Genomic DNA, 21,077 nt, shown 5'->3' on the forward strand with positions numbered 1-21,077 from the left:
ACCCGTCAGAGAAGGCTGAGAAGGAGGCCTGGAACCACCGTGATCGTCCGTTCTTTCAAGGATCTGGAAGGCACCGACCGGCACGTCAAAGCCGCGTCCGGCACGTGGGAGAGCAAACGCATCGTCCTCGCCAAGGAGAGGGTCGGCTTCTCCCTGCACGAGACGGTCCTCTACGCGGGCACGGAGACGTCGATGTGGTACGCGAACCACGTCGAGGCCGTGGTGTGCGTCGAGGGCGAGGCCGAACTGACCGACGACGAGACCGGGCGGACGTACACGATCACGCCCGGGACCATGTACCTCCTCGACGGGCACGAGCGGCACACGATGCGGATCAAGGAGGACTTCCGCTGCATCTGTGTGTTCAACCCGCCCGTGACCGGACGGGAGGACCACGACGAGAACGGCGTCTACCCGCTGCTCACCGAGCCCGAGGAGGTGTGACATCACCATGACCACGACCACCACGATGAACACTGCCACCACCGTCCCCGACCTCTACCCCAGCCGTGGGGCCACCGAGGTGTCGGTCCCGCGTCAGGACCCGGTCGTCTGGGGCTCCCCCGCCACGCCCGGCCCCGTCTCCCTCGCCGAACTCCAGGCGTACGAGCGCGACGGGTTCCTCCCCGTCGAGCAGCTGATCGAGCCGGACGAGGTCGCCGTGTACCGGCAGGAGCTGGAGCGGCTGGTCGCCGATCCGGCGATCCGCGCCGACGAGCGCTCGATCGTCGAGCCGAAGTCGCAGGAGATCCGGTCGGTCTTCGAGGTGCACCGGATCAGCGAGCTGTTCGCGCAGCTGGTGCGGGACGAGCGGGTCGTCGGGCGGGCCCGGCAGATCCTCGGCTCGGACGTCTACGTCCACCAGTCGCGGATCAACGTGAAGCCGGGCTTCGGCGCGTCCGGGTTCTACTGGCACTCCGACTTCGAGACCTGGCACGCCGAGGACGGGCTGCCGAACATGCGGACGGTGTCCGTCTCGATCGCCCTGACCGAGAACTACGACACCAACGGCGGTCTGATGATCATGCCGGGGTCGCACCGGACGTTCCTCGGCTGTGCGGGCGCCACCCCGAAGGACAACTACAAGAAGTCGCTGCAGATGCAGGACGCCGGCACCCCGTCCGACGAGGCGCTGACGGCCATGGCGTCGGAGTACGGCATCAAGCTGTTCACGGGCAAGGCCGGTTCGGCGACCTGGTTCGACTGCAACTGCATGCACGGGTCCGGCGACAACATCACGCCGTTCCCGCGCAGCAACGTCTTCATCGTCTTCAACAGCGTGGAGAACGCGGCCGTGGAGCCGTTCGCGGCGCCGATACGCCGGCCGGAGTTCATCGGCGCACGGGACTTCACCCCGGTGAAGTGATCCCGTCGTCCCCCTGACGGGGCCGGGCGGTCGCCACCCCTGAGCGGCCGCCCGGCCCTTTCGCGCGCCTGCGGGGCGTCGCCTCCGCGGATCCGCTACAGCCAAGCCAGCGAGGCCGCCCGCTCCAGGACGTTCCGGGCCGCGTCCTCGTCGCCCGTGACGCCCCTCGGTACCTCCTCCGGGGCGTAACGGCCGCCGACCAGGAGGCAGAAGTCGACGGGGTCCAGGCTGAGTTCGGCGTGCACGGGGTCGCTGTCGTCGCCGAGGATCCAGCTGGTGCCGGTGGGGCCGGTGACCTCGAAGAGGACGGGGGGCGCGTCGTGGAGGGCCAGGCCGAGGATGCGGACGGCCAGCCTGACCAGCGACCACAGGTGTTCGTCGGGGGGCGGCGGCACGGGCAGGCCGAGCGCCCGGCCGATGTCGTCCGTGTGGATCCAGGCCTCGAAGGCGCGGATCACGAAGTGGTCGGCGACCGGCAGGCGCAGGCCCATCACCGTGACGGGGCGGGCGGCGAGTTCGGGGTCGGCGGCCTCGGGGGTGGCTAGCAGCGCGGCGGCCTGCGCGGCCCACGTGGCGACCGTCTGCGCCGGTGTGCGCCCGTGCTCGTGGGCGATGACGTCGGCGGTGCGCCGGGCCCAGGCGTCTCCGGCCGGGATCCCCTCCGGGATGCGCGAGACGGGCAGCGGTGTGTCGATGCCCAGCCGTACGGCGAGGTGTTCGTCGGCGGCGACGAGGTGGGCGACGGTGGCGTGCGCGTCCCAGTCGTGCACGACCGGGGTGCCCCAGCGGCCCTCCACCTCCGGTACCAGCGCCTGGAGCCCGGCCACGGCCGCGGCGTAGGGCGCCGCGTGGTGGGCGAGCTCGGCGGCGCGGGGGCGGCGGGAGCGGAGGGCCGACGAGAGGATGTCGTCGGCACCCCCGGCCACGGCATCGCCCGGGTGCCCGTCCAGCGCATCGCGCGGGTGCCCGTCCCACGATCCGTCCAGCAGTCGGACCGTGTCGCGGAGGCGTTCCGCCTCGGCCGCGCACGACGTGCAGGCTGCCAGGTGCGGGGTGACTCTGCGCCGGTCGCCGGGTGGGAGCGCGCCGACGGCCCAGGCGGCCAGCAGCTCCCGTACACCGTCGTGGTCGTTGGTCATCGCGCGCCGCCCTTTCGCCCTGCCGCGTCCACGATACGCAGGTGCCCCGCGCTCCGGACGGTCCCGTGCGCCCCCATCACGCGCCCCTCGCCGCTGCCGGGTCCGGTGGGTCCGCGAGGGACTCCGCCAGTTTGCGCAGCGCCGAGCGGAGGCGGGTCTTCGCGGTGCCCTCGGGTATGCCGAGTTCGACGGCGGCCTGGCGGTAGGTGCGGCCCGCGAAGTAGGCGAGGTGGACCACCTCCCGCTGGGGGCGCGGGAGTTCGGCGAGGGCGGTGTGCAGCAGAAGGGAGCGCTCGCGGTCGACGAGCGCCTCGGCGGGGTCGGGGCCCGCGTCGGGGATGGCGTGCAGCGCCGAGTCGTCCGCGCGGACGTCCTTGCGGTGCCGGGCCTCGCCGCGCACCCAGTCCACGGCCCGCCGGTGGGCCACCATGGACAGCCAGGTGCGCAGCGAGCCCCGGCGCGCGTCGAAGCCGTACGGCCTGCTCCACAGCTGGGCGAAGACCTCCTGCGCCACGTCCTCGGCGGCCGCCGGGCTGCGGGTGACCCGGACGGCCACCCGCCGGACGAGCCCTCCGTACGCCGCGTACGCTTCACGCAGCGCGGACTCGTCCCCGTACACCAGCCGCCGATGCAACTCCACATCGATGGACGGCTGTTCGAGCGTCGGCTCCACCGGCACCACCACCTCGTGATGCCTTCCTAGCGTCCTGGCGCGGTCCGCGCCAGTGGGTCGGGAAAGTCAGCCGGACAGGACGTCCAGAAGCCGGTCGACGTCCGCCGGTGTGTTGTACAGGTGGAAGGCGGCCCGCAGATGACCCGCGCGATCGGAGACCTCGACCCCCGCGCGGCTCAATTCCGCCTGCCGCCGCCCGAGTCCGGGCACCGACACGATCGCCGACCCGGGGGCCGGCACCGGCTCGTGGCCGAGCGCGGCGAGACCCGCGCGGAACCGTTCGGCGAGCGCGAGGTCGTGGTCCCGTACCCGTGCCACGCCCAGCTCCTCGATCAGCGCGAGGGAGCGGCGGGCGCCGGCGTAGGAGAACAGGCTGGGGCTCTCGTCGAACCGGCGTGCGGAGCGGGCGAGTTCCTCGACCGGGCCGTAGCAGCTGTCCCACGGCTCCTCCCCCGCGACCCAGCCGGCGAAGACGGGGGTGAGCCCGCCGAGGTCCTCGGGGACGACGAGGAAGGTGACTCCGCGCGGGCACAGCAGCCATTTGAAGGCGACGGCGACGACGTAGTCGTACGCGTCCGCCTCGATCGGCAGCCAGCCGGCGGACTGCGACGCGTCGACGAACGTACGCGCTCCCCGCTCCCGGGCCGCCGCGCGGATCGCGTCCAGGTCGGCGATCCGGCCGTCGGCGGACTGCGCGGCGCTCACCGCGACGAGGGCGGTGCCGGGCCGCACCGACTCGGCGACGCGCTCCAACGGCACCTGGCGCACCTTGAGGTCGCCGCGCACGTGGAAGGGGTTCACGAGGGACGCGAACTCGCCCTCGGCGGTCAGCACCTCGGCTCCCGCCGGGAGCGCGGCGGCGATCAGCCCGCTGTAGACGGCGACCGAGGCGCCGGCCGCCACGCGACGGTCCGGCACCCCGGTGATCCTGCCGAATGCGGCGCGCGCGGCCTCCACGTCGGCGAACATGTCCTGCGGCCGCCCGGCCGCCACGGACTCCACGGCCGCCTTCATCGCGTCGACCGCCCTGACGGGCAGCAGGCCGGTGCTGGCGGTGTTCAGATAGGTGTTCTTCGGGACGAACTCGGCACGAACGAGGCTCTCGAAGGTTTCCATGGGACCACTGTGGGGCCGGGCGTATCCCACGTCCATTGAGAAGTTTTGCGCCCTGTCTCCAAGCAACGCTTATGCATGGCGCCTGACCTGCGCCGCGGCGCCAGACCGCTACCCGCCTCTTACTGGGGCACGGCGCACCCGTCCGGCCCGCAGGCCTCCGCGCCGTCCGCCGCCACGACCTTCAGCGGCGCGGGCCGCTCCCCCCACGCCTGCGTGAGCGCCTTCTCGAAGACCTCCGCGGGCTGCGCCCCGGACACCCCGTACTTCCGGTCCAGCACGAAGAACGGCACCCCGTTCGCGCCGAGCGCAGCGGCCTCGCGCTCGTCCGCGCGGACGGCGTCCGCGTACGCGTCCGGGTCGGCCAGCACCTTGCGCGCGGCCTCCTCGTCGAGCCCCGCCTCGACGGCCAGCTCGATCAGGTAGTCGTCCGCGTCGGCGTACACGGACCGCTCCTCGGCGAAGTTCGCCCGGTAGAAGGCCTGGAGCAGTTCGCTCTGCCGGCCCTGGTCCTTGGCGAAGTGGATCAGGCGGTGCATGTCGAAGGTGCTGCCGTGGTCACGGCCCTCCGCCCGGTAGGCGAGGCCCTCGGCCGCCGCCTGCTCCCGGAGGTTGTGCTCACCGGCCTGGGCCTGCGCCTCGCTCATGCCGTACTTCTTGGTCAGCATGGTGAGCACGGGCTGGATGTCGTCCTTGGCGCGGCCCGGGTCGAGCTCGAAGGAGCGGTGCACCACCTCGACGCCGTCGCGGTGCGGGAAGGCGGCGAGCGCCTTCTCGAAGCGGGCCTTGCCCACGTAGCACCAGGGGCAGGCGATGTCGCTCCAGATCTCGACGCGCATGGTGTCAGCTCTCTCCAGGTCGTACGGGTACGGAGGCGCCCTCCGCCTCTAGGGTGGATGAACGTTCAAGCAGCGCGGCCCATTCCCCGGTCAGCTGCCGTTCCTCAGATCCTTCGGCCAGTTCGGGCGGAACTCGATCTCGTCGTAGGTGACGACGCAGCCCTCGCCCATCGGCGACTGCGTCATGAAGCCGATCAGGGCGGCGCCGCTCTCCCGCTCGCCGGCGAGGGTGAAGAGGCGGACGAAGGTCCACCGCTTGCCGTCGCGGGAGGCGTGGAAGGCGAAGGCGCGGCCGGTGCGGCTGACCCGCAGCCAGACCGAACTGCCCTCGACGGTGAAGGAGTTGGCGTCGTCCGAGTGCCCCCGGGTGACCACCGTGCACACGGTCGGCACGTCGGGTGAGTTCTCCAGGCAGAGCTTCGCCCAGGCCCGCTCGCCCACGTGCACGTACAGCACGCCCGCGTCGAACCCGGCGGCGAAGCCGACGGTGACGCGGGCGATCAGCTGGAAGTCCCCCTCCGGTGCCCCCAGCAGCCGGGGCGCGTCCGACTTCGGGTCCAGCCCCTCGTCCGTGGGCGGCACGAACCGGTCCTGCCGGGCACCGGCCCACCCGGTGAGCACCCCGTCCTCGTAGGACCAATGCCCGTCGGGGCCATATGTGCGAAGGGGGAAGGGGAGTTCGGGAATGTCGACGTCCATTGGGGGATTCTCGCAGCTCCCGCCCCACTGCCGCGCCCCTTTAGGGGCGCGGGGAACTGCGCGAGCAACCACGAACGCACGCGCAGCCCGAACCGAACGGAACCCCTACGGCGCTACCGCTCCAAGACCCCGTTGAACCGACGGGGCAGCCCCAGCGGATTCTCGTCCCGCAGCTCCGGCGGAAGCAGCGCCGCGGGCGCCCCCTGGTAGGCGACCGGCCGCAGCCACCGCTCGATCGCCGTCCCGCCCACCGAGGTGGACGTCGACGTCGTGGCCGGGTAGGGCCCACCGTGGTGCTGGGCGGCCGCCACGGCCACCCCCGTCGGCCATCCGTTGACGAGCACGCGCCCGGCCAGCGGCGTCAGCTCGGCCAGCAGCTCCGGTCCGCGCCCGCCCTCGGCGGCCTCCTCGCCCGACACGTGCACCGTGGCGGTGAGGTTGCCGGGCAGCCGGGACAGCACCGACTTGGCCTCGTCCTCGTCCTCGTAGCGGGCCACGACGGTGAGCGGGCCGAAGCACTCCTCCAGGAGCAGGTCGTGCTCGCCCTCGACGGCCAGCTTCTCCGCGGGGACGGTCAGGAACCCGGGGCTGACCGTGTGCTCGCCGCCCGCGCCGGCGGTCACCGGCGACTCCACGTCCGGCAGTTCGGCGCGCTCGGCGACACCGGCGAGGAAGTTGTCCCGCATCCGGTGGTCCAGCAGGACCCCGGAGTCGACGTCGCTGACGGCGTCGGTGAGCGACTTGAGCAGCCGGTCACCGGCGTCACCGGCGGGCGCCAGCACCAGGCCGGGCTTCACGCAGAACTGGCCGACACCGAGCGTCATCGACCCGGCGAGCCCGGTGCCGATCGTCTCGGCGCGCTCGGCGGCGGCGGCCTCGGTGATGAGGACGGGGTTCAGGGAGCCCAGCTCGCCGTGGAACGGGATCGGCACGGGGCGCGCGGCCGCCGCGTCGAAGAGGGCACGGCCGCCGCGTACCGAACCGGTGAAGCCGGCCGCGGTGACGAGCGGGTGCTTGACCAGCTCGACGCCCGCCTCGAAGCCGTGCACGAGGCCGAGGACGCCCTCGGGGATGCCGTGCTCGGCGGCGGCCCGGCGCAGCACGATCGCGACCAGCTCGGACAGCGCCGGGTGGTCGGGGTGGGCCTTGACGACGACCGGGCAGCCGGCGGCCAGCGCGCTCGCCGTGTCGCCGCCGGGGACGGAGAAGGCGAAGGGGAAGTTGGAGGCCGAGTAGACGGCCACCACGCCGAGCGGGACCTTGTAGCGGCGCAGGTCCGGGATGGGCGGGGTGGCGGTGTCGTCGGGGTGGTTGATCACCACGTCGAGGAAGGCGCCCTCGTCGACGATGTCGGCGAAGGCCCGCAGCTGGTAGCAGGTGCGGGCGAGTTCGCCGGTGAGGCGGACCGGGCCGAGCGCGGTCTCGGCGTCGGCGACCTCGACGAGCTGGTCCTTGGCCGCCTGGAGCTGGTCGGCGGCGGTGCGCAGGAAGGCCGCGCGGACGGTGCGGTCGGCCAGGGAGGCGCGGGCGGCGTGCGCCGCGCGGACGGCGGCGTCCACCTCCTGGGCTGTGGCCTCCACCGCAACCTGCTCGCGCTGCTTCCCGTTACGGGGGTCGACACTCCAGACTGGTGCTGCTGCCACCGCGGGTTCCTCCACGTATTTCTGGATCGATTCCCAGGGTCATATCTGGGTCATTCACCAGCGTCGTTCGATATGCTGAACGCCGTCTCTGATGATGAATATTCTGTCGGAGACTATATCTTCAGCTTCTCGCCGAACGAAGGGGTCAAGGGCGATGTCGGCAGTGGAGACGGGCGGCGGGGCACAGGTCAAATCGGCGGTAAGGACCGTTGAGCTGCTCGAATACTTCGCCGGGCGCCCCGGTATGCATTCCCTGGCGGCGGTCCAGGAAGCCGTCGGATATCCCAAGTCCAGTCTCTACATGTTGCTGCGCACCCTGGTGGAGCTGGGCTGGGTGGAGACCGACGCGACGGGCACCCGCTACGGCATCGGCGTCCGCGCGCTGCTCGTCGGCACGTCCTACATCGACGGTGACGAGGTGGTGGCGCTGGCCCGGCCGACGCTGGACCGGCTGTCGGACGACACCACGGAGACGATCCACCTGGCCCGCCTCGACGGCACCAACGTCGTCTATCTGGCCACCCGCCAGTCGCAGCACTATCTGCGCCCCTTCACCCGCGTCGGCCGCCGGCTGCCCGCCCACTCCACCTCGCTCGGCAAGGCGCTGCTGGCCACCCACACCGACGAGCAGGTCCGCAAGATGCTCCCGGAGACCCTGCCGGCGCTGACCGAGCACACGATCACCGACCGGGAGCAGCTCATCGAGGAGCTGCGGCAGATCCGTGAGCAGGGGTTCTCGGTGGACCGCGAGGAGAACACGCTCGGGCTGCGCTGCTTCGGGGTGGCGATCCCCTACCGCACCCCGGCCCGCGACGCGATCAGCTGCTCCGTCCCGGTGGCCCGGCTGACCCCGGCGCACGAGCAGTTGGTCAAGGACGCCCTCTTCGACGCCCGCGACCGGCTGACGCTGGCGACCCGCAGACTCTGAACCGGCCCCGTGGCAACCCCGGTCACATGAAGACCTCATGAGAAAGCCGGGCGAGGGGAACGACTGATCGCGTCCCGCTCGTCCTTCCGGGTGCCATGAACAAGACGATCAGGCGCTCCGCCGTCTTCTCCCTGCTGCTCGTGCTCGCCCTGTTGGTCAGGGCGACATGGGTGCAGTTCTACGAGGGCACGGCGCTCGCGGACGACCAGGACAACCGGCGCAACGCGATTCGGACGTACGCCGACCCGCTCGGGAACATCATCGTGGCCGGGGATTCGATCACCGGCTCGGCCCGTACCAAGAGCGGCGACCTCGCGTACAAGCGCACGTACAAGGACGGCGAGCTGTACGCGGCGGTCACCGGATACGCCTCGCAGGCCTACGCGCCCACCCAGCTGGAGGGCATTTACCAGGACCTGCTCGACGGCACCGACCTGCGGCTGAAGACCGTGATGGACACGGTCACCGGGCAGCGGGCCGATCCGGGCAATGTGATCACCACGATCGATCCGGCCGTGCAGAAGGCCGCGTTCGACGCGCTGGGCGACAACAAGGGCGCGGCCGTCGCGATCGACCCGACGACGGGGAAGATCCTCGCGGTGGTGTCGACGCCGTCGTACGACCCGTCCTCGCTCACCGGCGCGGGCACCGCCGGAAATGCCTGGAAGAAGCTCAACGCGGACCCGGACAAGCCGCTGACCAACCGGGCGCTGCGCCAGCCGCTGCCGCCGGGGTCGACGTTCAAGCTGGTCGTGGCGGCGGCCGCGCTGGAGGACGGGCTGTACGGGTCGGTGGACGAGAGGACCGTCAGCCCGGACCCGTACACGCTGCCGGACACCGAGACCGAGCTGTCCAACGAGAACCCGAGCGCGCCCTGCGAGAACGCCACGATCCGTACGGCGCTGCAGTACTCGTGCAACAACGTCTTCGCGAAGATGGCCGTCGACCTCGGGCAGGACAAGGTGCGGGAGACGGCCGAGAGGTTCGGCTTCAACGACGAGGCGCAGGACGTGCCGGTGCGGGCGTACGAGAGTGTCTATCCGTCGGACATGAACAAGTCCTCCACGGCCCTGACGGGCATCGGCCAGTACGACGTCACCGCGACGCCGCTCCAGATGGCGATGGTGTCGGCGGCGATAGCCAACGGCGGCAAGCTGGTCTCACCGCACATGGTGTCGCAGATCACCGACAGCGGTGGCGATGTCCTGGAGGACTACGACTCGGAGGCCGGGACCGAGGAGATCATGAGCGCGGACACGGCCGAGCAGCTCCAGTCGGCGATGCGCACGGTCGTGGAGGACGGCACCGGCACGAACGCGCGGATCAGCGGGGCGACGGTGGGCGGCAAGACCGGTACGGCCCAGCACGGCGAGAACAACAGCAAGACGCCTTACGCCTGGTTCACGTCGTACGCGAAGGCCGACGGCAAGGAGGTCGCCGTCGCGGTCGTCGTCGAGCAGTCGAACGCCGCGCGGTCGGAGGTCAGCGGCAACGGGCTGGCGGCGCCGGTGGCCAAGGCGGTCATGGAGGCCGCGCTGAAGAACTGAAGACCCCCTGGAACAACCCGGACCACCTGAATGAGAAGGGCCGCCCTCACTCCCCCCGGAGGGCGGCCCTTCGTCCGTCCTACCTGACCCCGAAGAGCTGCTGGATCGGGTTGATCGCGAAGTACACCAGGAACAGCGCCGAGGTGGCCCACAGCAGCCAGTGGATCTCCTTCGCCTTGCCGAGGACCGTCTTGATCAGGACGAAGGCGAGGAAGCCGGCGCCGATGCCGTTGGTGATGGAGTAGGTGAACGGCATCACGGCGATGGTGAGGAACGCCGGGATGGCGATGTCGTACCGGTCCCAGTCGATGTTCTTGACCTGGGTCATCATCAGGAAGCCGACGGCGACGAGCGCGGGCGCGGCGGCCTGCATGGGGACGATGGTGAGCAGCGGGGTGAGGAAGAGCGCCACCGCGAAGAGGCCGCCGGTGATCAGGTTGGAGAACCCGGTGCGGGCGCCCTCTCCGACGCCGGCCGCGGACTCGATGTAGGAGGTCGCGGAGGACGAGGAGGCCGCGCCGCCCGCGACGGCCGCCGCGCCGTCGATGAGGAGGACCCGGCCGAGGTTCGGGACCTTGCCCTCCTCGTCGAGCAGGCCCGCCTCGGCGGTGATGCCGACGACGGTGCCCATGGTGTCGAAGAAGTCCGAGAGCAGCAGGGTGAAGATCAGCAGGACGACCGTGATGACGGTGGTCTCGCCGAACGAGCCGAAGAGGCTGAAGTCGCCGATCAGTCCGAACTCGGGGGCGGCGACGATGTCGTCGGGGACCTTCGGGGTGGTCAGGCCCCAGCTCTTGATGTCGGCCACCGAGTTGATCACGATCGCAACGACCGTCATCGTCAGGATGCTGATGAGGATCGCGCCCTTCACCTTGCGGGCGAGCAGGCCGATGGTCAGCAGGACACCGAGGCAGAAGACCAGGATCGGCCAGCCGGACAGCGAACCGGTGGCGCCGAGCTGCACCGGGACGGTGGTGTTGGCGATGTCCGGTATGCGGCTGACGAAGCCGGCGTCGACGAAGCCGATGAAGGCGATGAACAGGCCGATGCCGACGCTGATCGCCTGCTTCAGCGCCTGCGGTATCGCGTGCATGACGGCCTCGCGCAGGCCGGTGACCACCAGGACGCAGATCAGCAGGCCTTCGAGGACGACCAGGCCCATCGCGTCGGACCAGCTCATCAGCGGGGCTATCTGGAAGGCGACGACCGCGTTGAGACCGAGGCCCGCGGCGAGCGCGAGAGGAAGGTTTCCTCCGACGCCCATGATGATCGTCATCACGGCGGCCACGAGGGCGGTGGCGGTGACGAGTTCGGCGCCGTCGAGGGTGTGGCCGTACTTGTCCTTCGCGCTGCCGAGGATGATGGGATTCAGGACAAGGATGTACGCCATCGTGAAGAACGTGGCGAAGCCGCCGCGTATCTCACGGGCGAAGGTGGACCCCCGAGCGGTGATCTTGAAGAAGCGATCGACGCTGTTCGCCCCGGGTGGCTCGGCTGCGGGCCGGTCGGCCACCTGCTGTGCGTCGGACATGAACGGTGCTCCTAGTGACATGCGTGGACTACGCGCGGATGCTGGCTGGATTGTGCCCGTGTTGAACCTGATTCAGGTTTTCTCCGTGTTACGGAATCGGAGTTCTCCCTGCAAGACGGCGTTCGAAGCCGCGTACGAACCTCTTTCACGATCACTGCTACTCTTCCGGATCTCGTCGGGGGTCGGCCCCGGACGACCACATGTCATTCACATGACACGCACAGCCAGCCGGCTCGGCTGCTGTGGCCGCAGCGAGAAGAGAGGTCCCCGTGGGCACTGTCGTCGACGACGCAGCCTCCGTGGAGTTCCACGCCTTCTTCGAACGGCACTATGCCGAACTGTCACGTCTGGCACACCTGTTGACGGGCGAGGCGGACGCCGCCGACGACCTGGCCGCGGACGCGCTGCTCGCGATGTGGCACCGCTGGGACCGCGTCCGTGCGGCGGACCATCCGGTGGCGTACGCCCGTGGCGTCGTCGCCAATCTGGCCCGCACCCGGATCCGCAGCGCGGTCCGTGAGCGCCGCAGGATCACGCTGTTCTGGTCGCAGCGCGAGGAGAAGACCGAGAATCCCGATGTGCCCGGCGTGGTCGACGTCCAGTCGGCGCTGCGCCGGCTGCCGTTCCGCAAGCGGGCCTGTGTGGTCCTGCGCCACGCCTTCGACCTCTCGGAGAAGGACACGGCGCTCGCCCTCGGCGTCTCGGTCGGTACGGTGAAGAGCCAGACGTCCAAGGGGATGGCCGAGTTGCAGAAGCTGCTCGGCACAGAGGACACGCCGCAGCGGATGCACGCGGGCATCGCGGGCGGGGGCGTCACGAAACCGCGCGTGACCCGCGCGGGCGTGACCGGCACCGGAGGAAGGGACCGATGAGGGACGTGCACGAGGAGCTGCGCGCCCGGCTGCGCGCGTCGGCCGAGGCGCACGAGCCCGACCGCGCCCGCATCCTGGCCCGGATCGAGCGCGGTATGGCCGCCCCCGAGGTGCGCCGGAGCCGCAAGGCGACCCGGCCGCCGCTGTGGGGCTGGGTGCGGGTGGTCACCGCCACCGCCGGGGTCGCGGGTGTGCTCGCGGTCGGCGGCTACGCGGTCGCCTCCGCGGTGAAGGGCGAGGAGACGCCGCCGGCCGATCGGACGGTCGTGGTCTCCCCGACCCCGGTCGACTCCCCCGCCGCGACGAGCCGCGCCCCGAGCCCGCCGGACCGGCCGAGCCCCAGCGCCGGTGGGAAGCGGGAGGAGAAGCCCAGCTCGACGCCGTCGAAGGACCCGTCGCCCAAGGACACGGCGGTGCCGAAGCTGCCCACCTCGAAGGACGAGGAGGAGGGCCCGCTCTGGTCGGACGGCTCGGTCGACCCGCACAGCAACGACTTCTGGGCGCAGAGCAATCTCACCCTGAGGACGAGCGAGCAGCTCACCGAACTGACCGTCCAGCTGACGATCGCCCAGACCGGCGGGGTCTCCTCGGCCGGTGCCTGGCGGTCCCTGCCGGAGCAGGACTTCGACCTCACGGTCGAGTCCGACGACGGGTTCCTGGTCTACACCTGGGTGCTCAAGGACGGACGGACGGTCCCGAAGGGCGAGTTCGTCTTCGCCGGGCAGTACAACCACGAGCGCGGCGGCCGTGACGCGGGCGACGACCGCTACACGATGACCGCGAAGGCGGGCGGCGAGGACGTCACGGTGGGCGGCGACTTCGAGGGCCACGACGACGACTCCTCGGACGAGGGCGATTCGTAGCGGGAGATCCGCGAAGAAGATCCCGCGAGAAAGATCCGCGGGAGCGGCAACCCTTTCTCCGCCGGTGGCGACCAGGAGACGCGGGAGTCACCACCGGCGCGGAAGGAACCACCCGCACGTTCTCGTCATCTGGCATCACGCACAAGTGAGCCAGGATCCGACATACCCGGAGTACCACCCTTGAGCACCCACAAGAGACGTCTCACCCGTCGACGCGTCCTCGGGGCCGGCGCGCTCGGTGTCGCCGCCACCGGCGCCGCCGTCGCGGGCGGCACCGGCCTGCTCTCCACGGCGTCCGCGGCCGGCTTCGGTCACTCGGACGACGGGAAGAACTTCGTCGTCGACACCGGGGCGAACCTGGTCTTCAAGGTCTCCAAGACCACCGGCGACCTCACCTCGCTGCGCTACAAGGGCAAGGAGTACGAGGGCTACGGCGGCCGGCACTCGCACGTGGAGTCGGGTCTCGGCGCCTCGACCGTCACGATCCGCCGGTCCGGGTCGACGATCCTGATCAAGGCCGTGCACGGCGCGATCACCCAGTGGTACGCGGCCCGCAGCGGCCAGAACAACATCTACCTGTGGACGGACAAGGCGAACGCCTCCTTCACGGCGACCCGCTTCCTCGTCCGCCTCAAGCCCGGGATGTTCCCCAACGAGGGCCCCGACTCCTGGATCGAGGCCTCCGACAAGGTCATCGAGGCCGGTGACGTCTGGCGGCGCGCGGACGGCACGACCCACTCCAAGCACTACTCGGGCAAGCGGGTGATCGACTACGACCACATCGGTTTCACCACGGGTTCGGTCGGCCTCTGGATGGTCCGCTCCAACCACGAGAAGGCCTCCGGCGGCCCCTTCTACCGCTCGCTGCTGCGCCACTCCAACGACCTCGGCGCGGGCCTCTACGAGATCCTGCACTACAACCAGGCCCAGACCGAGGCGGAACGTTTCGGCCTCCAGGGGCCGTACGTCCTGGCCTTCACCGACGGCGGGGCGCCCTCGCCGTCGCTGGCCCACGACCGGCTGGACACCTCCTGGGTGGACGGCCTCGGCATCACCGGCTGGGTCGGCAGGGCCGGGCGCGGCAAAGTGGCCGGTGTGGGGCTCAAGGGCATGGACCCGAAGTACGCCTACACGGTCGGCTTCGCCAACGCCGACGCCCAGTACTGGGCCAGGGCCGCGGCCGGCACCGGCGCCTTCTCCTGCAAGGGGATGCTGCCGGGGACGTACACGCTGACCGTCTTCAAGGGCGAACTGGCCGTGCACACCCGGGAGGTGAAGGTGACGGCGGGCGGCTCGACCGCGCTGAACTCCCTCACCGTCACCGGCGATCCGTCCGCCGCCAAGACCCTCTGGCGGCTCGGCGACTGGGACGGGACGCCCGGCGGGTTCAAGAACGCGGAGCTGATGACGTACGCGCACCCGTCCGACGGCCGCGCGGCGAAGTGGACGGGCGACGTCACCCTGGACGGCGGCCGTCCGGCGGCCTCCATCCCGGCGTACGTCTGGCAGGACGTCAACGACGGCGTCCGGATCCTCTTCAAGCTGACGCCCGCGCAGGCCGCCGCCGCGCACACGCTGCGGATAGGGGTCACCGACGCGTTCGCGGGCGGGCGTCCCCGGGTATCCATCAATGACTGGGCCTCGCCGGTCCCGGCGGCCCCGAAACAGCCGTCCACCCGTTCGCTCACCACGGGTTCGTACCGGGGGAACAACCACACCTTCCTCTACAGCGTCCCTGCCAGTGCGTGGAAGTCGAACACCAGTGAGTACAACGTACTGACCATCGACATCGTCAGTGGTTCGAGCGGCACGGGCTTCCTCAGTCCGGGCACCTCGTTCGACTGTCTGGACCTGCTGGCCTGAGCCCCCCTCGGCCGGCAGCAGGTGCCGACCGGAGCCCCCCTCGGGGTCGGCACGAGAAACGCCCCCCGCCGGTGACGACCGGCGGGGGGCGCCTTCTTCCCGTCCTGCGCGTTCTGCGGTGCGCGCGGCGCGTTCTGCCGTGCGCGGCGGGTCAGTTCATCGTCGCGCCGATGGCCTTGGAGCCCGTGGTGAGGAACGTCGTGATCGGTAGGGACCCGTCCGTCCGCCGAGCGGCGTGGGCGGTGGCCGCGTCCGTGGAGCGGAAGGCCGGCGTGGCGGTGCCGCTGTCCCAGTTGTTGGCGGCCGAGACCGTGGCGGAACCCCGCTTCGCCTTCCCCGCCCCGTTGCCCACGGCGAGGTTCCGCGCCAGCCGGGCCTTGCCGGTGGCGAAGTAGAACCCGTTCTCCTTGTTGGCGTACGCCGTGTTCCGGTTCAGCAGGATCGCGCCGGTGTTGGAGTTCTCGGTGAACCCGTGCAGCGTGTTGTTCCAGGCCGCGTTGTTGTTGACGGAGTGCGCGACCGAGGCCCCGCCGCCGCCCAGCTTGAACCCGTTGCCGTTGCCCTCGAACGCGGAGTCGTTCCAGCGGTTCCTGCCGTTGCCGAAGGCCCAGGAGTGGTCGACGGTGACCGGCGAGGAGAACTGCCAGAGGTCGAGGCCGTCATCCGCGTTGTTGTAGAGGCGTGCGCCGGTGATTCTGTTGCCGGTGCCGGAGCCGAACTTCACGGCGATGCCGTCGGCGTTCTGGCCGTGGTTCGCCGCGTCGTAGTTGCCGTGGCTGTCCAGGTTCCGCACGAAGTTGTCCGTCGTGCCGTCGCCACGCAGGGTGAAGCCGGAGTCGCCGTTGTTCGCGGTGACCAGGTTCTCGAAGATCCCGCCGACCGAGGAGGTGGCGACGAGGCCCTGGGCCGGGGAGTTCTGGAAGGTGAGGTGGGAGACGGTCCAGTGGTCGCCGTGGATCGCGGCGAGCCAGGAGCCGGCGGGCAGCGCGGATCCGTCGATCCTGACCTTCTCACCTCGGTACGCGGTGAGCGTGATCCGGGCGCTGGGGGTGCCGTTCGCCGTGGACCTCAGCGTTCGCGCGGGCCGGTAGGTGCCGGCGCGCACCTGGATGGTCGTACCGGCGACGGCGTTCGCGACGGCCTTCTCCAGCGACGCGGTGCTGGAGACGGTGACGGTGGTGGCGGCCGCCTGGGCGCCGCCGTGCGCGAGACCGAGGTGGACGCCGCCCGCCCCCGCGGCGACGGACACGGCGGCGGCGATCGACAGGGTCCGGGTTCTCCGGTGGCGTCCGATGGTCTGACGCACGGGTGTTCCTTACGTTGTAGGTGGGTTGGTTTCGGTCACTCGTAGGATCGAAAGACCCGGGGATGCTGGGTGTGGCTCATGGGTTTCCGCCCACTGGTGGCTTGAAAGGATTGGCCGCTCGGCATCCCGCGACGACTCGACCACTCATTGGGATGCGCGGCACAAGATCGCTTGGTAAGGACACGCTGGCGAGGTCGTCTGCTGGGCTGTGAACGGATACGACTTCGGAGGTGGCCGTGCCCGAGCTGTGGGCCGGTACGGATGCGGGCAAGGCCGCGCATCACTGCGTGGTGCTCGACGCGGACGGCAAGCGCCGGCTGTCGCGGCGGGTGGACAACGACGAGACCGCGCTGCTGAAGCTGATCGCCGATGTGCTGGAGCTGAGCGACGGCGCCCCGGTGACCTGGGCGATCGACCTCAACGCCGGCGGGGCCGCGCTGATGATCGCGCTGCTGACCGACAACGGCCAGCAGGTCCTCTACATCCCCGGCCGCACCGTCCATCACGCCTCCGGCTCCTACCGGGGCGACGGCAAGAGCGACGCCAAGGACGCCTTCGTCATCGCCGACCAGGCCCGCATGCGCCGCGACCTGGAACCTGTGCACCGAGGCGACGACATCGCCGTGGACCTGCGCATCCTCACCTCGCGCCGCCTGGACCTGGCCGCCGACCGCACCAGGACCATCAACCGGCTGCGAGCCCAGATGCTGGAGTACTTCCCCGCCCTGGAACGCGCCTTCGACTACAAGACGTCCAAGGCGGCCCTGGTGCTGCTGACGCAGTACCAGACCCCGGCCGCCCTCCGGCGCGTCGGCAGGACCCGGCTCGCGACCTGGCTGAAGAACCGCAAGGTCCGCAACTATCAGCTCGTTGCGGCCACCGCGGTGGAGGCCGCCGAGGCCCAGCACACCGCCGTCGCCGGGGAGAAGCTGGCCGCCGCCATGGTGGCCAGGCTCGCGAGGAGGTGATGGCCCTCGACGAGGAGATCGCCGAGACCGACGCCCTGATCGAGGGCCGGTTTCGCGACCACCCGCACGCCGAGGTCATCCTGAGCATGCCCGGCCTCGGCCCCGTCCTGGGCGCCGAGTTCATCGCTCACACCGGCGGAGACCTGAGCGTCTTCGCCAGCGCTGACCGCCTCGCCGGCTGTCGCTAGCCTGGCCCCGGTCCCCAAGGACTCCGGACGCATCAGCGGCAACATGCGCCGCCCACGCCGCTACTGCCGACGCCTGCTGCGGGTCTTCTACATGTCCGCCATGGTCGCCGCCCGCTCCTGCCCCGTCTCCAAAGCCTTCTACGAGCGCAAACGAGCCGAGGGCAAGGGCCACAAGCAGGCAATCATCGCCCTCGCACGACGCCGCCTGAACGTCCTGTGGGCACTCATACGCGACGGCCGCGCCTTCGAACTCACGGCACCGCAGACCCCCGTCATGCTGGGCTGACACGCTCACAGCGAGTCACCAACGCGGGTTGACAACTCCATTGGGAATCCTTTCGCAGGGGACGCGTCTTCGGGAGACGAGGAACGAAGCGGGCCGGAGGGGCCGCCCCGGCCCGCTTCTGATCACTGGTCGCCGCCCGCCGGTAAAGGGTTGCCGCGCCCTCGCGAAAGAGCTCGAAAGTTTCGCTCGAAGCCTTCACCCGCACACCGATTGACGCCGTCGACGAGAACCTCGCGCGGCTCGCGCCGAGGCTCTGGATCGGCGAGGGCGCGTCGGTGAGCCCGAGGTCGGGCACCCGCCGCGACTTCCGCGAGCCGCAGAGGTACACCGCCGCCGACGGCACGAAGCGCGTCTGGACGGTCGAGGCGGTGCCGACCCGGTAGCCGATCAGGCCGGTCCGGTGCCCGTGGACCGTTCGTCGGTCACCGACAGCAGGAGGTCGGCCTTGAAGCCGGTCCCGCCGACCTCGAAGGTCCAGGTGCCGTCACCGGTGGGCCTCATCGGCCACACCTCTGCGACCTGCTTGTCCTCCGCGGCGGCGTGCGCCTCCCCGGTGCTCACCCCTGGCGCCAGGAAGCGCTCGCCGGTGTGGAGGTACAGCGACCAGTCCTCGTCGTCGCCGCCGGGCACCGCCTGGACGTAGTACTGCTTGCGGAAGACGAGGTTGTCGGAGAAGCCGATACCGAGGCTGTCCCGCTCGTACACATGGACGTCGAGCCGGAGCACCACGCTCCGGTCCGCCGCTCCCTCGGGTTTGGCGGCGGCGTCGAGCCAGCCCTCCCAGATCAGCCGGTTCCCGTCCGCCCAGCCGGTGGTGGCGTCACCCGACTCCGCGAGCGGCTTGCCCAGCTCCTCGGCGAGATCGGGCAGGTCGTCGGTGAAGTCGTCCTTGCGGAAGGGGCCGTAGTAGTTCTCGGCCTCGCTGCTCTGGTGGCACAGGTCGAAGTCGACGAACCGGGGTTTGACGGACACCCCGAAGTAGAACTCGCTGCGGCCGAAGAGGTCCCGACCCCGGGTCACCTCGGCGCTGTCCAGCCGCAGTTGCACGTGGTGCGTGCCGTGGAAGAAGCGCATGGCGATCTCGTACGCCTCGCGCGAGGTCACCAGGGAGTCGTTGCCGCCGTGGCATTTGTGGACGAAGGTCCGGGGAGCGCCCGGGATCTGGGCGGAGGACTGTTTGACCAGGCCGTCGCTGCGGTTGTAGGTGAGGGTGCCCTCGTCGATCAGGCCGGCGATGCGATTGCCCAGGGTGGCGAACTTGTTGCTGTAGGAGCGGTGGTCCGTACCGACCACCGTGAGGATCCTCCTGACGGGGAACGGGATGGCTGTGATGTCCGTGCGGTCCGGGTCGAAGGCGGCGATCTCGTCGGCGACCGCGTCGGGCAGGCACTTGACCAGGGTGTCGGGCAGGTACTGGAACGCGATCCCCCGGTGCGGTGTGCCGAGGGTGACGATGCGGTGGATGAGGTCGGCGCTGCTGTCCCCGAGCCTGCTCAGGGCGGCCCGGGTGACGAGGCCGCCCATGCTGTGGGCGACGATGTCCACACCGGTGAACTCCTCGTCCGGCCGCAGGCCGTGCCGGATGATCTCGATGAGCCGGACCAGCCCTTCCCCGAAGCGGTCGATCTTCCGGGGAAGGAGGTCGTAGTAGCGGTAGATCCAGAGGGTGCCCCGGGCGCCCTGGCCCAGCACCTCGCGCGCCATGGGGACGTCCACCACCATCGTGCCGGTGAGCAGGTGTTCGGGCCAGCCGTCGTGCTCTCCCGGTCTGGGCCTCTGCTCCTTCTCGTAGTAGCCGACCACGTTGGTGGCGTCCCGGTACGGGTGGAGCGTCGACTTGAGGGCGCGCAGGACGAATCCCTCGTAGATGTAGTTCTCGCCGTAGCGCTCGGCGTAGACGCTGCCGTTGTTGAAGCCCTGATAGGCGTCACGCCGCTCGTCCGACACACCGGGGCCGCCGAAACCGCGAATCAGGATCAGCGGGCGAGGACTGTCGACCACTTGGACCACTCCACTCAGATGCGCAGGTGCTGTTCGTCGCGCAACACTGTGTGGGGTCGCCTCGCCTCCGTGGCGACAGAATCGTTTTGCCCGGCGTGCCGGACGGGCTTCGCGCCGGTCAGTTCATCGTGGAGCCGATCGTCGTACTGCCCGTGGTCAGGAAGGTGGTCGCGGGCAGGGTGCCGCTCGCCGAGCGGGCGTTGTACGTCGAGGAGGCGTCGGTGGAGCGGAACGACGGGGTCGCGACGCCGGAGTCCCAGTTGTTGCCGGACGACACGACGGACGAGCCCTTGTTGACCGAGCCGCCGCCGTTGCTCACCGCCAGGTTCTTGCCGAGGCGGGCCGCGCCGGTGGCGAAGTAGTAGCCCCACTTGGCGTTGGCGTAGGCGGTGGTCCGGTTGATGACGATGGCGCCCTTGTTGCTGTTCTCGGTGAAGCCGTTGCCCGCGTTGTCCCAGGCCGCCGCGTTGTTGATGACGTGGGCGACGGTCTCGCCGTCGCCGCCGAGCTTGTAGCCGTTGCCGTCGCCCGCGAACGCGGAGTCGCCCCAGCGGTTCTTGCCGTTGCCCATCGCCCAGGTGTGCTCGACGGTGACGGGCGAGGAGAAGGACCAGAAGTCCAGGCCGTCGTCCGAGTTGTTGTAGAGGCGGGCCCCAGTGATGAGGTTGCCCGAGCCGGAGCCGAACTTCACGGCGATCCCGTCGGCGTTCTCCCCGTGGTTGGCCGGGTCGTAGTGGCCGTAGGAGTCGATGTTGCGGACGGTGTTGTTGGTCGTGCTGTCGCCGGTGAGGGTGAAGCCGGAGTCGCCGCCGTTGATGGTCTTGATGTTGTCCCAGACCGTGGAGGCGCAGGACTGGCAGACGACCGCGCTGTCCGGGGAGTTCTGGAAGGTGATCCCGGAGACGGTCCAGTAGTCGGCGGTCAGCTTGAAGATCCAGTCGCCGTCGGGGAGGTTCGAGCCGTCGATCTTGACGGTCTCCGAGCCGTAGGGCTGGAGGTGTATCCGGCTGGAGGAGCTGCCGTTCGCCGTGGACTGGAGGGTCGCCGTCGGGTAGTACGTGCCGCCGCGCACCTGGATGACGGTGCCCGGGGTGGCGTTCTTGATGGCGTTGGACAGATCCGTGGAGTTGCTGACGACCACCGTGGCCGCGTGCGCCTGGGTGGGGAGAACGGCCAGACCTGCGCCGAACACCAGGGCCGTGCTCAGGACGAGAGCGGTGCGACGAGACATGGGGAGCGGTTCCTTCCCGTG

General features: G+C 70.3%; 17 protein-coding genes and 1 pseudogene. 8 read left to right on the forward strand and 10 right to left on the reverse strand.

Annotated elements, in window-relative coordinates; all coding sequences use genetic code 11:
* Window positions 1–39: 39 nt before the first annotated feature.
* Both L3078_RS10845 and thpD read left to right on the forward strand, forming a co-directional pair.
* Entirely contained in the window at window positions 40–444 is a 405-nt protein-coding gene (locus L3078_RS10845; RefSeq protein WP_239753215.1) for an ectoine synthase, read from the forward strand.
* A 7-nt stretch (window positions 445–451) separates the two neighbouring features.
* Entirely contained in the window at window positions 452–1,366 is a 915-nt protein-coding gene (gene thpD / locus L3078_RS10850) for an ectoine hydroxylase (protein WP_239753216.1), read from the forward strand.
* A 95-nt stretch (window positions 1,367–1,461) separates the two neighbouring features.
* Here the strand turns inward: thpD and L3078_RS10855 are convergent, their stop codons facing one another.
* The 6 genes from L3078_RS10855 to L3078_RS10880 form a co-directional block, all read right to left on the reverse strand.
* A complete protein-coding gene (locus tag L3078_RS10855) occupies window positions 1,462–2,505 on the reverse strand; it encodes a maleylpyruvate isomerase family mycothiol-dependent enzyme (RefSeq protein WP_239753217.1) in 1,044 nt (347 codons plus the stop codon).
* 76 nt (window positions 2,506–2,581) lie between these two features.
* Window positions 2,582–3,190 carry an RNA polymerase sigma factor gene (locus tag L3078_RS10860; RefSeq protein WP_239753218.1) on the reverse strand — a complete coding sequence of 203 codons (609 nt, stop codon included), beginning with the start codon at window positions 3,188–3,190 and terminating at the stop codon, window positions 2,582–2,584.
* Between the two features lie 54 nt (window positions 3,191–3,244).
* Window positions 3,245–4,294 (reverse strand): aminotransferase class V-fold PLP-dependent enzyme, encoded by a 1,050-nt coding sequence (locus tag L3078_RS10865; protein ID WP_239753219.1) that lies wholly within the window; start codon window positions 4,292–4,294, stop codon window positions 3,245–3,247.
* A gap of 119 nt (window positions 4,295–4,413) precedes the next feature.
* Window positions 4,414–5,130, reverse strand: coding sequence for a DsbA family oxidoreductase (locus tag L3078_RS10870; protein ID WP_239753220.1), 717 nt, complete (start codon window positions 5,128–5,130; stop codon window positions 4,414–4,416).
* A gap of 90 nt (window positions 5,131–5,220) precedes the next feature.
* Window positions 5,221–5,829, reverse strand: a complete 609-nt coding sequence (locus L3078_RS10875) for a DUF1349 domain-containing protein (protein ID WP_239753221.1) — start codon at window positions 5,827–5,829, stop codon at window positions 5,221–5,223.
* Between the two features lie 113 nt (window positions 5,830–5,942).
* Window positions 5,943–7,472, reverse strand: coding sequence for an aldehyde dehydrogenase (NADP(+)) (locus tag L3078_RS10880; protein WP_239753222.1), 1,530 nt, complete (start codon window positions 7,470–7,472; stop codon window positions 5,943–5,945).
* Between the two features lie 154 nt (window positions 7,473–7,626).
* Here L3078_RS10880 and L3078_RS10885 point away from each other — a divergent pair, with 154 nt between their 5' ends.
* Together L3078_RS10885 and L3078_RS10890 are read left to right on the forward strand one after the other, a co-directional pair.
* Complete coding sequence (locus L3078_RS10885; RefSeq protein WP_037691381.1) at window positions 7,627–8,400, forward strand: IclR family transcriptional regulator; 774 nt, start codon at window positions 7,627–7,629, stop codon at window positions 8,398–8,400.
* 95 nt (window positions 8,401–8,495) lie between these two features.
* The gene (locus L3078_RS10890) at window positions 8,496–9,947 is read left to right on the forward strand and encodes a peptidoglycan D,D-transpeptidase FtsI family protein (RefSeq protein ID WP_239753223.1); all 1,452 of its coding nucleotides are present in this window, start codon (window positions 8,496–8,498) and stop codon (window positions 9,945–9,947) included.
* 79 nt (window positions 9,948–10,026) lie between these two features.
* Here the strand turns inward: L3078_RS10890 and L3078_RS10895 are convergent, their stop codons facing one another.
* The gene (locus tag L3078_RS10895) at window positions 10,027–11,478 is read right to left on the reverse strand and encodes an NCS2 family permease (RefSeq protein ID WP_239753224.1); all 1,452 of its coding nucleotides are present in this window, start codon (window positions 11,476–11,478) and stop codon (window positions 10,027–10,029) included.
* A gap of 269 nt (window positions 11,479–11,747) precedes the next feature.
* On the opposite strand from L3078_RS10895, the gene L3078_RS10900 reads away from it, so the two are divergent.
* The 3 genes from L3078_RS10900 to L3078_RS10910 all read left to right on the forward strand — a co-directional run bounded on the left by L3078_RS10900 (window position 11,748) and on the right by L3078_RS10910 (window position 15,076).
* Window positions 11,748–12,350 (forward strand): SigE family RNA polymerase sigma factor, encoded by a 603-nt coding sequence (locus L3078_RS10900; RefSeq protein WP_239753225.1) that lies wholly within the window; start codon window positions 11,748–11,750, stop codon window positions 12,348–12,350.
* A complete protein-coding gene (locus L3078_RS10905) occupies window positions 12,347–13,213 on the forward strand; it encodes a hypothetical protein (RefSeq protein ID WP_239753226.1) in 867 nt (288 codons plus the stop codon). Before L3078_RS10900 ends, L3078_RS10905 begins: the two co-directional genes overlap by 4 nt.
* 180 nt (window positions 13,214–13,393) lie before the next feature.
* Window positions 13,394–15,076: a rhamnogalacturonan lyase B N-terminal domain-containing protein gene (locus L3078_RS10910; protein WP_239753227.1), complete on the forward strand. Its 1,683-nt coding sequence runs from the start codon at window positions 13,394–13,396 to the stop codon at window positions 15,074–15,076.
* A gap of 151 nt (window positions 15,077–15,227) precedes the next feature.
* Here L3078_RS10910 and L3078_RS10915 read toward each other — a convergent pair whose 3' ends face one another.
* Window positions 15,228–16,382 carry a right-handed parallel beta-helix repeat-containing protein gene (locus tag L3078_RS10915; RefSeq protein ID WP_239753228.1) on the reverse strand — a complete coding sequence of 385 codons (1,155 nt, stop codon included), beginning with the start codon at window positions 16,380–16,382 and terminating at the stop codon, window positions 15,228–15,230.
* 230 nt (window positions 16,383–16,612) lie between these two features.
* On the opposite strand from L3078_RS10915, the pseudogene L3078_RS10920 reads away from it, so the two are divergent.
* Window positions 16,613–17,824 (forward strand): annotated as a pseudogene (locus tag L3078_RS10920) (IS110 family RNA-guided transposase).
* A gap of 387 nt (window positions 17,825–18,211) precedes the next feature.
* Here the strand turns inward: L3078_RS10920 and L3078_RS10925 are convergent.
* Entirely contained in the window at window positions 18,212–19,825 is a 1,614-nt protein-coding gene (locus L3078_RS10925; RefSeq protein ID WP_239753229.1) for a lipase family alpha/beta hydrolase, read from the reverse strand.
* A 118-nt stretch (window positions 19,826–19,943) separates the two neighbouring features.
* Window positions 19,944–21,056: a right-handed parallel beta-helix repeat-containing protein gene (locus tag L3078_RS10930; protein ID WP_239753230.1), complete on the reverse strand. Its 1,113-nt coding sequence runs from the start codon at window positions 21,054–21,056 to the stop codon at window positions 19,944–19,946.
* Between the last annotated feature and the right edge of the window lie 21 nt (window positions 21,057–21,077).

Origin of the sequence: Streptomyces deccanensis (assembly GCF_022385335.1) — a bacterium.
Classification (GTDB): domain Bacteria; phylum Actinomycetota; class Actinomycetes; order Streptomycetales; family Streptomycetaceae; genus Streptomyces; species Streptomyces deccanensis.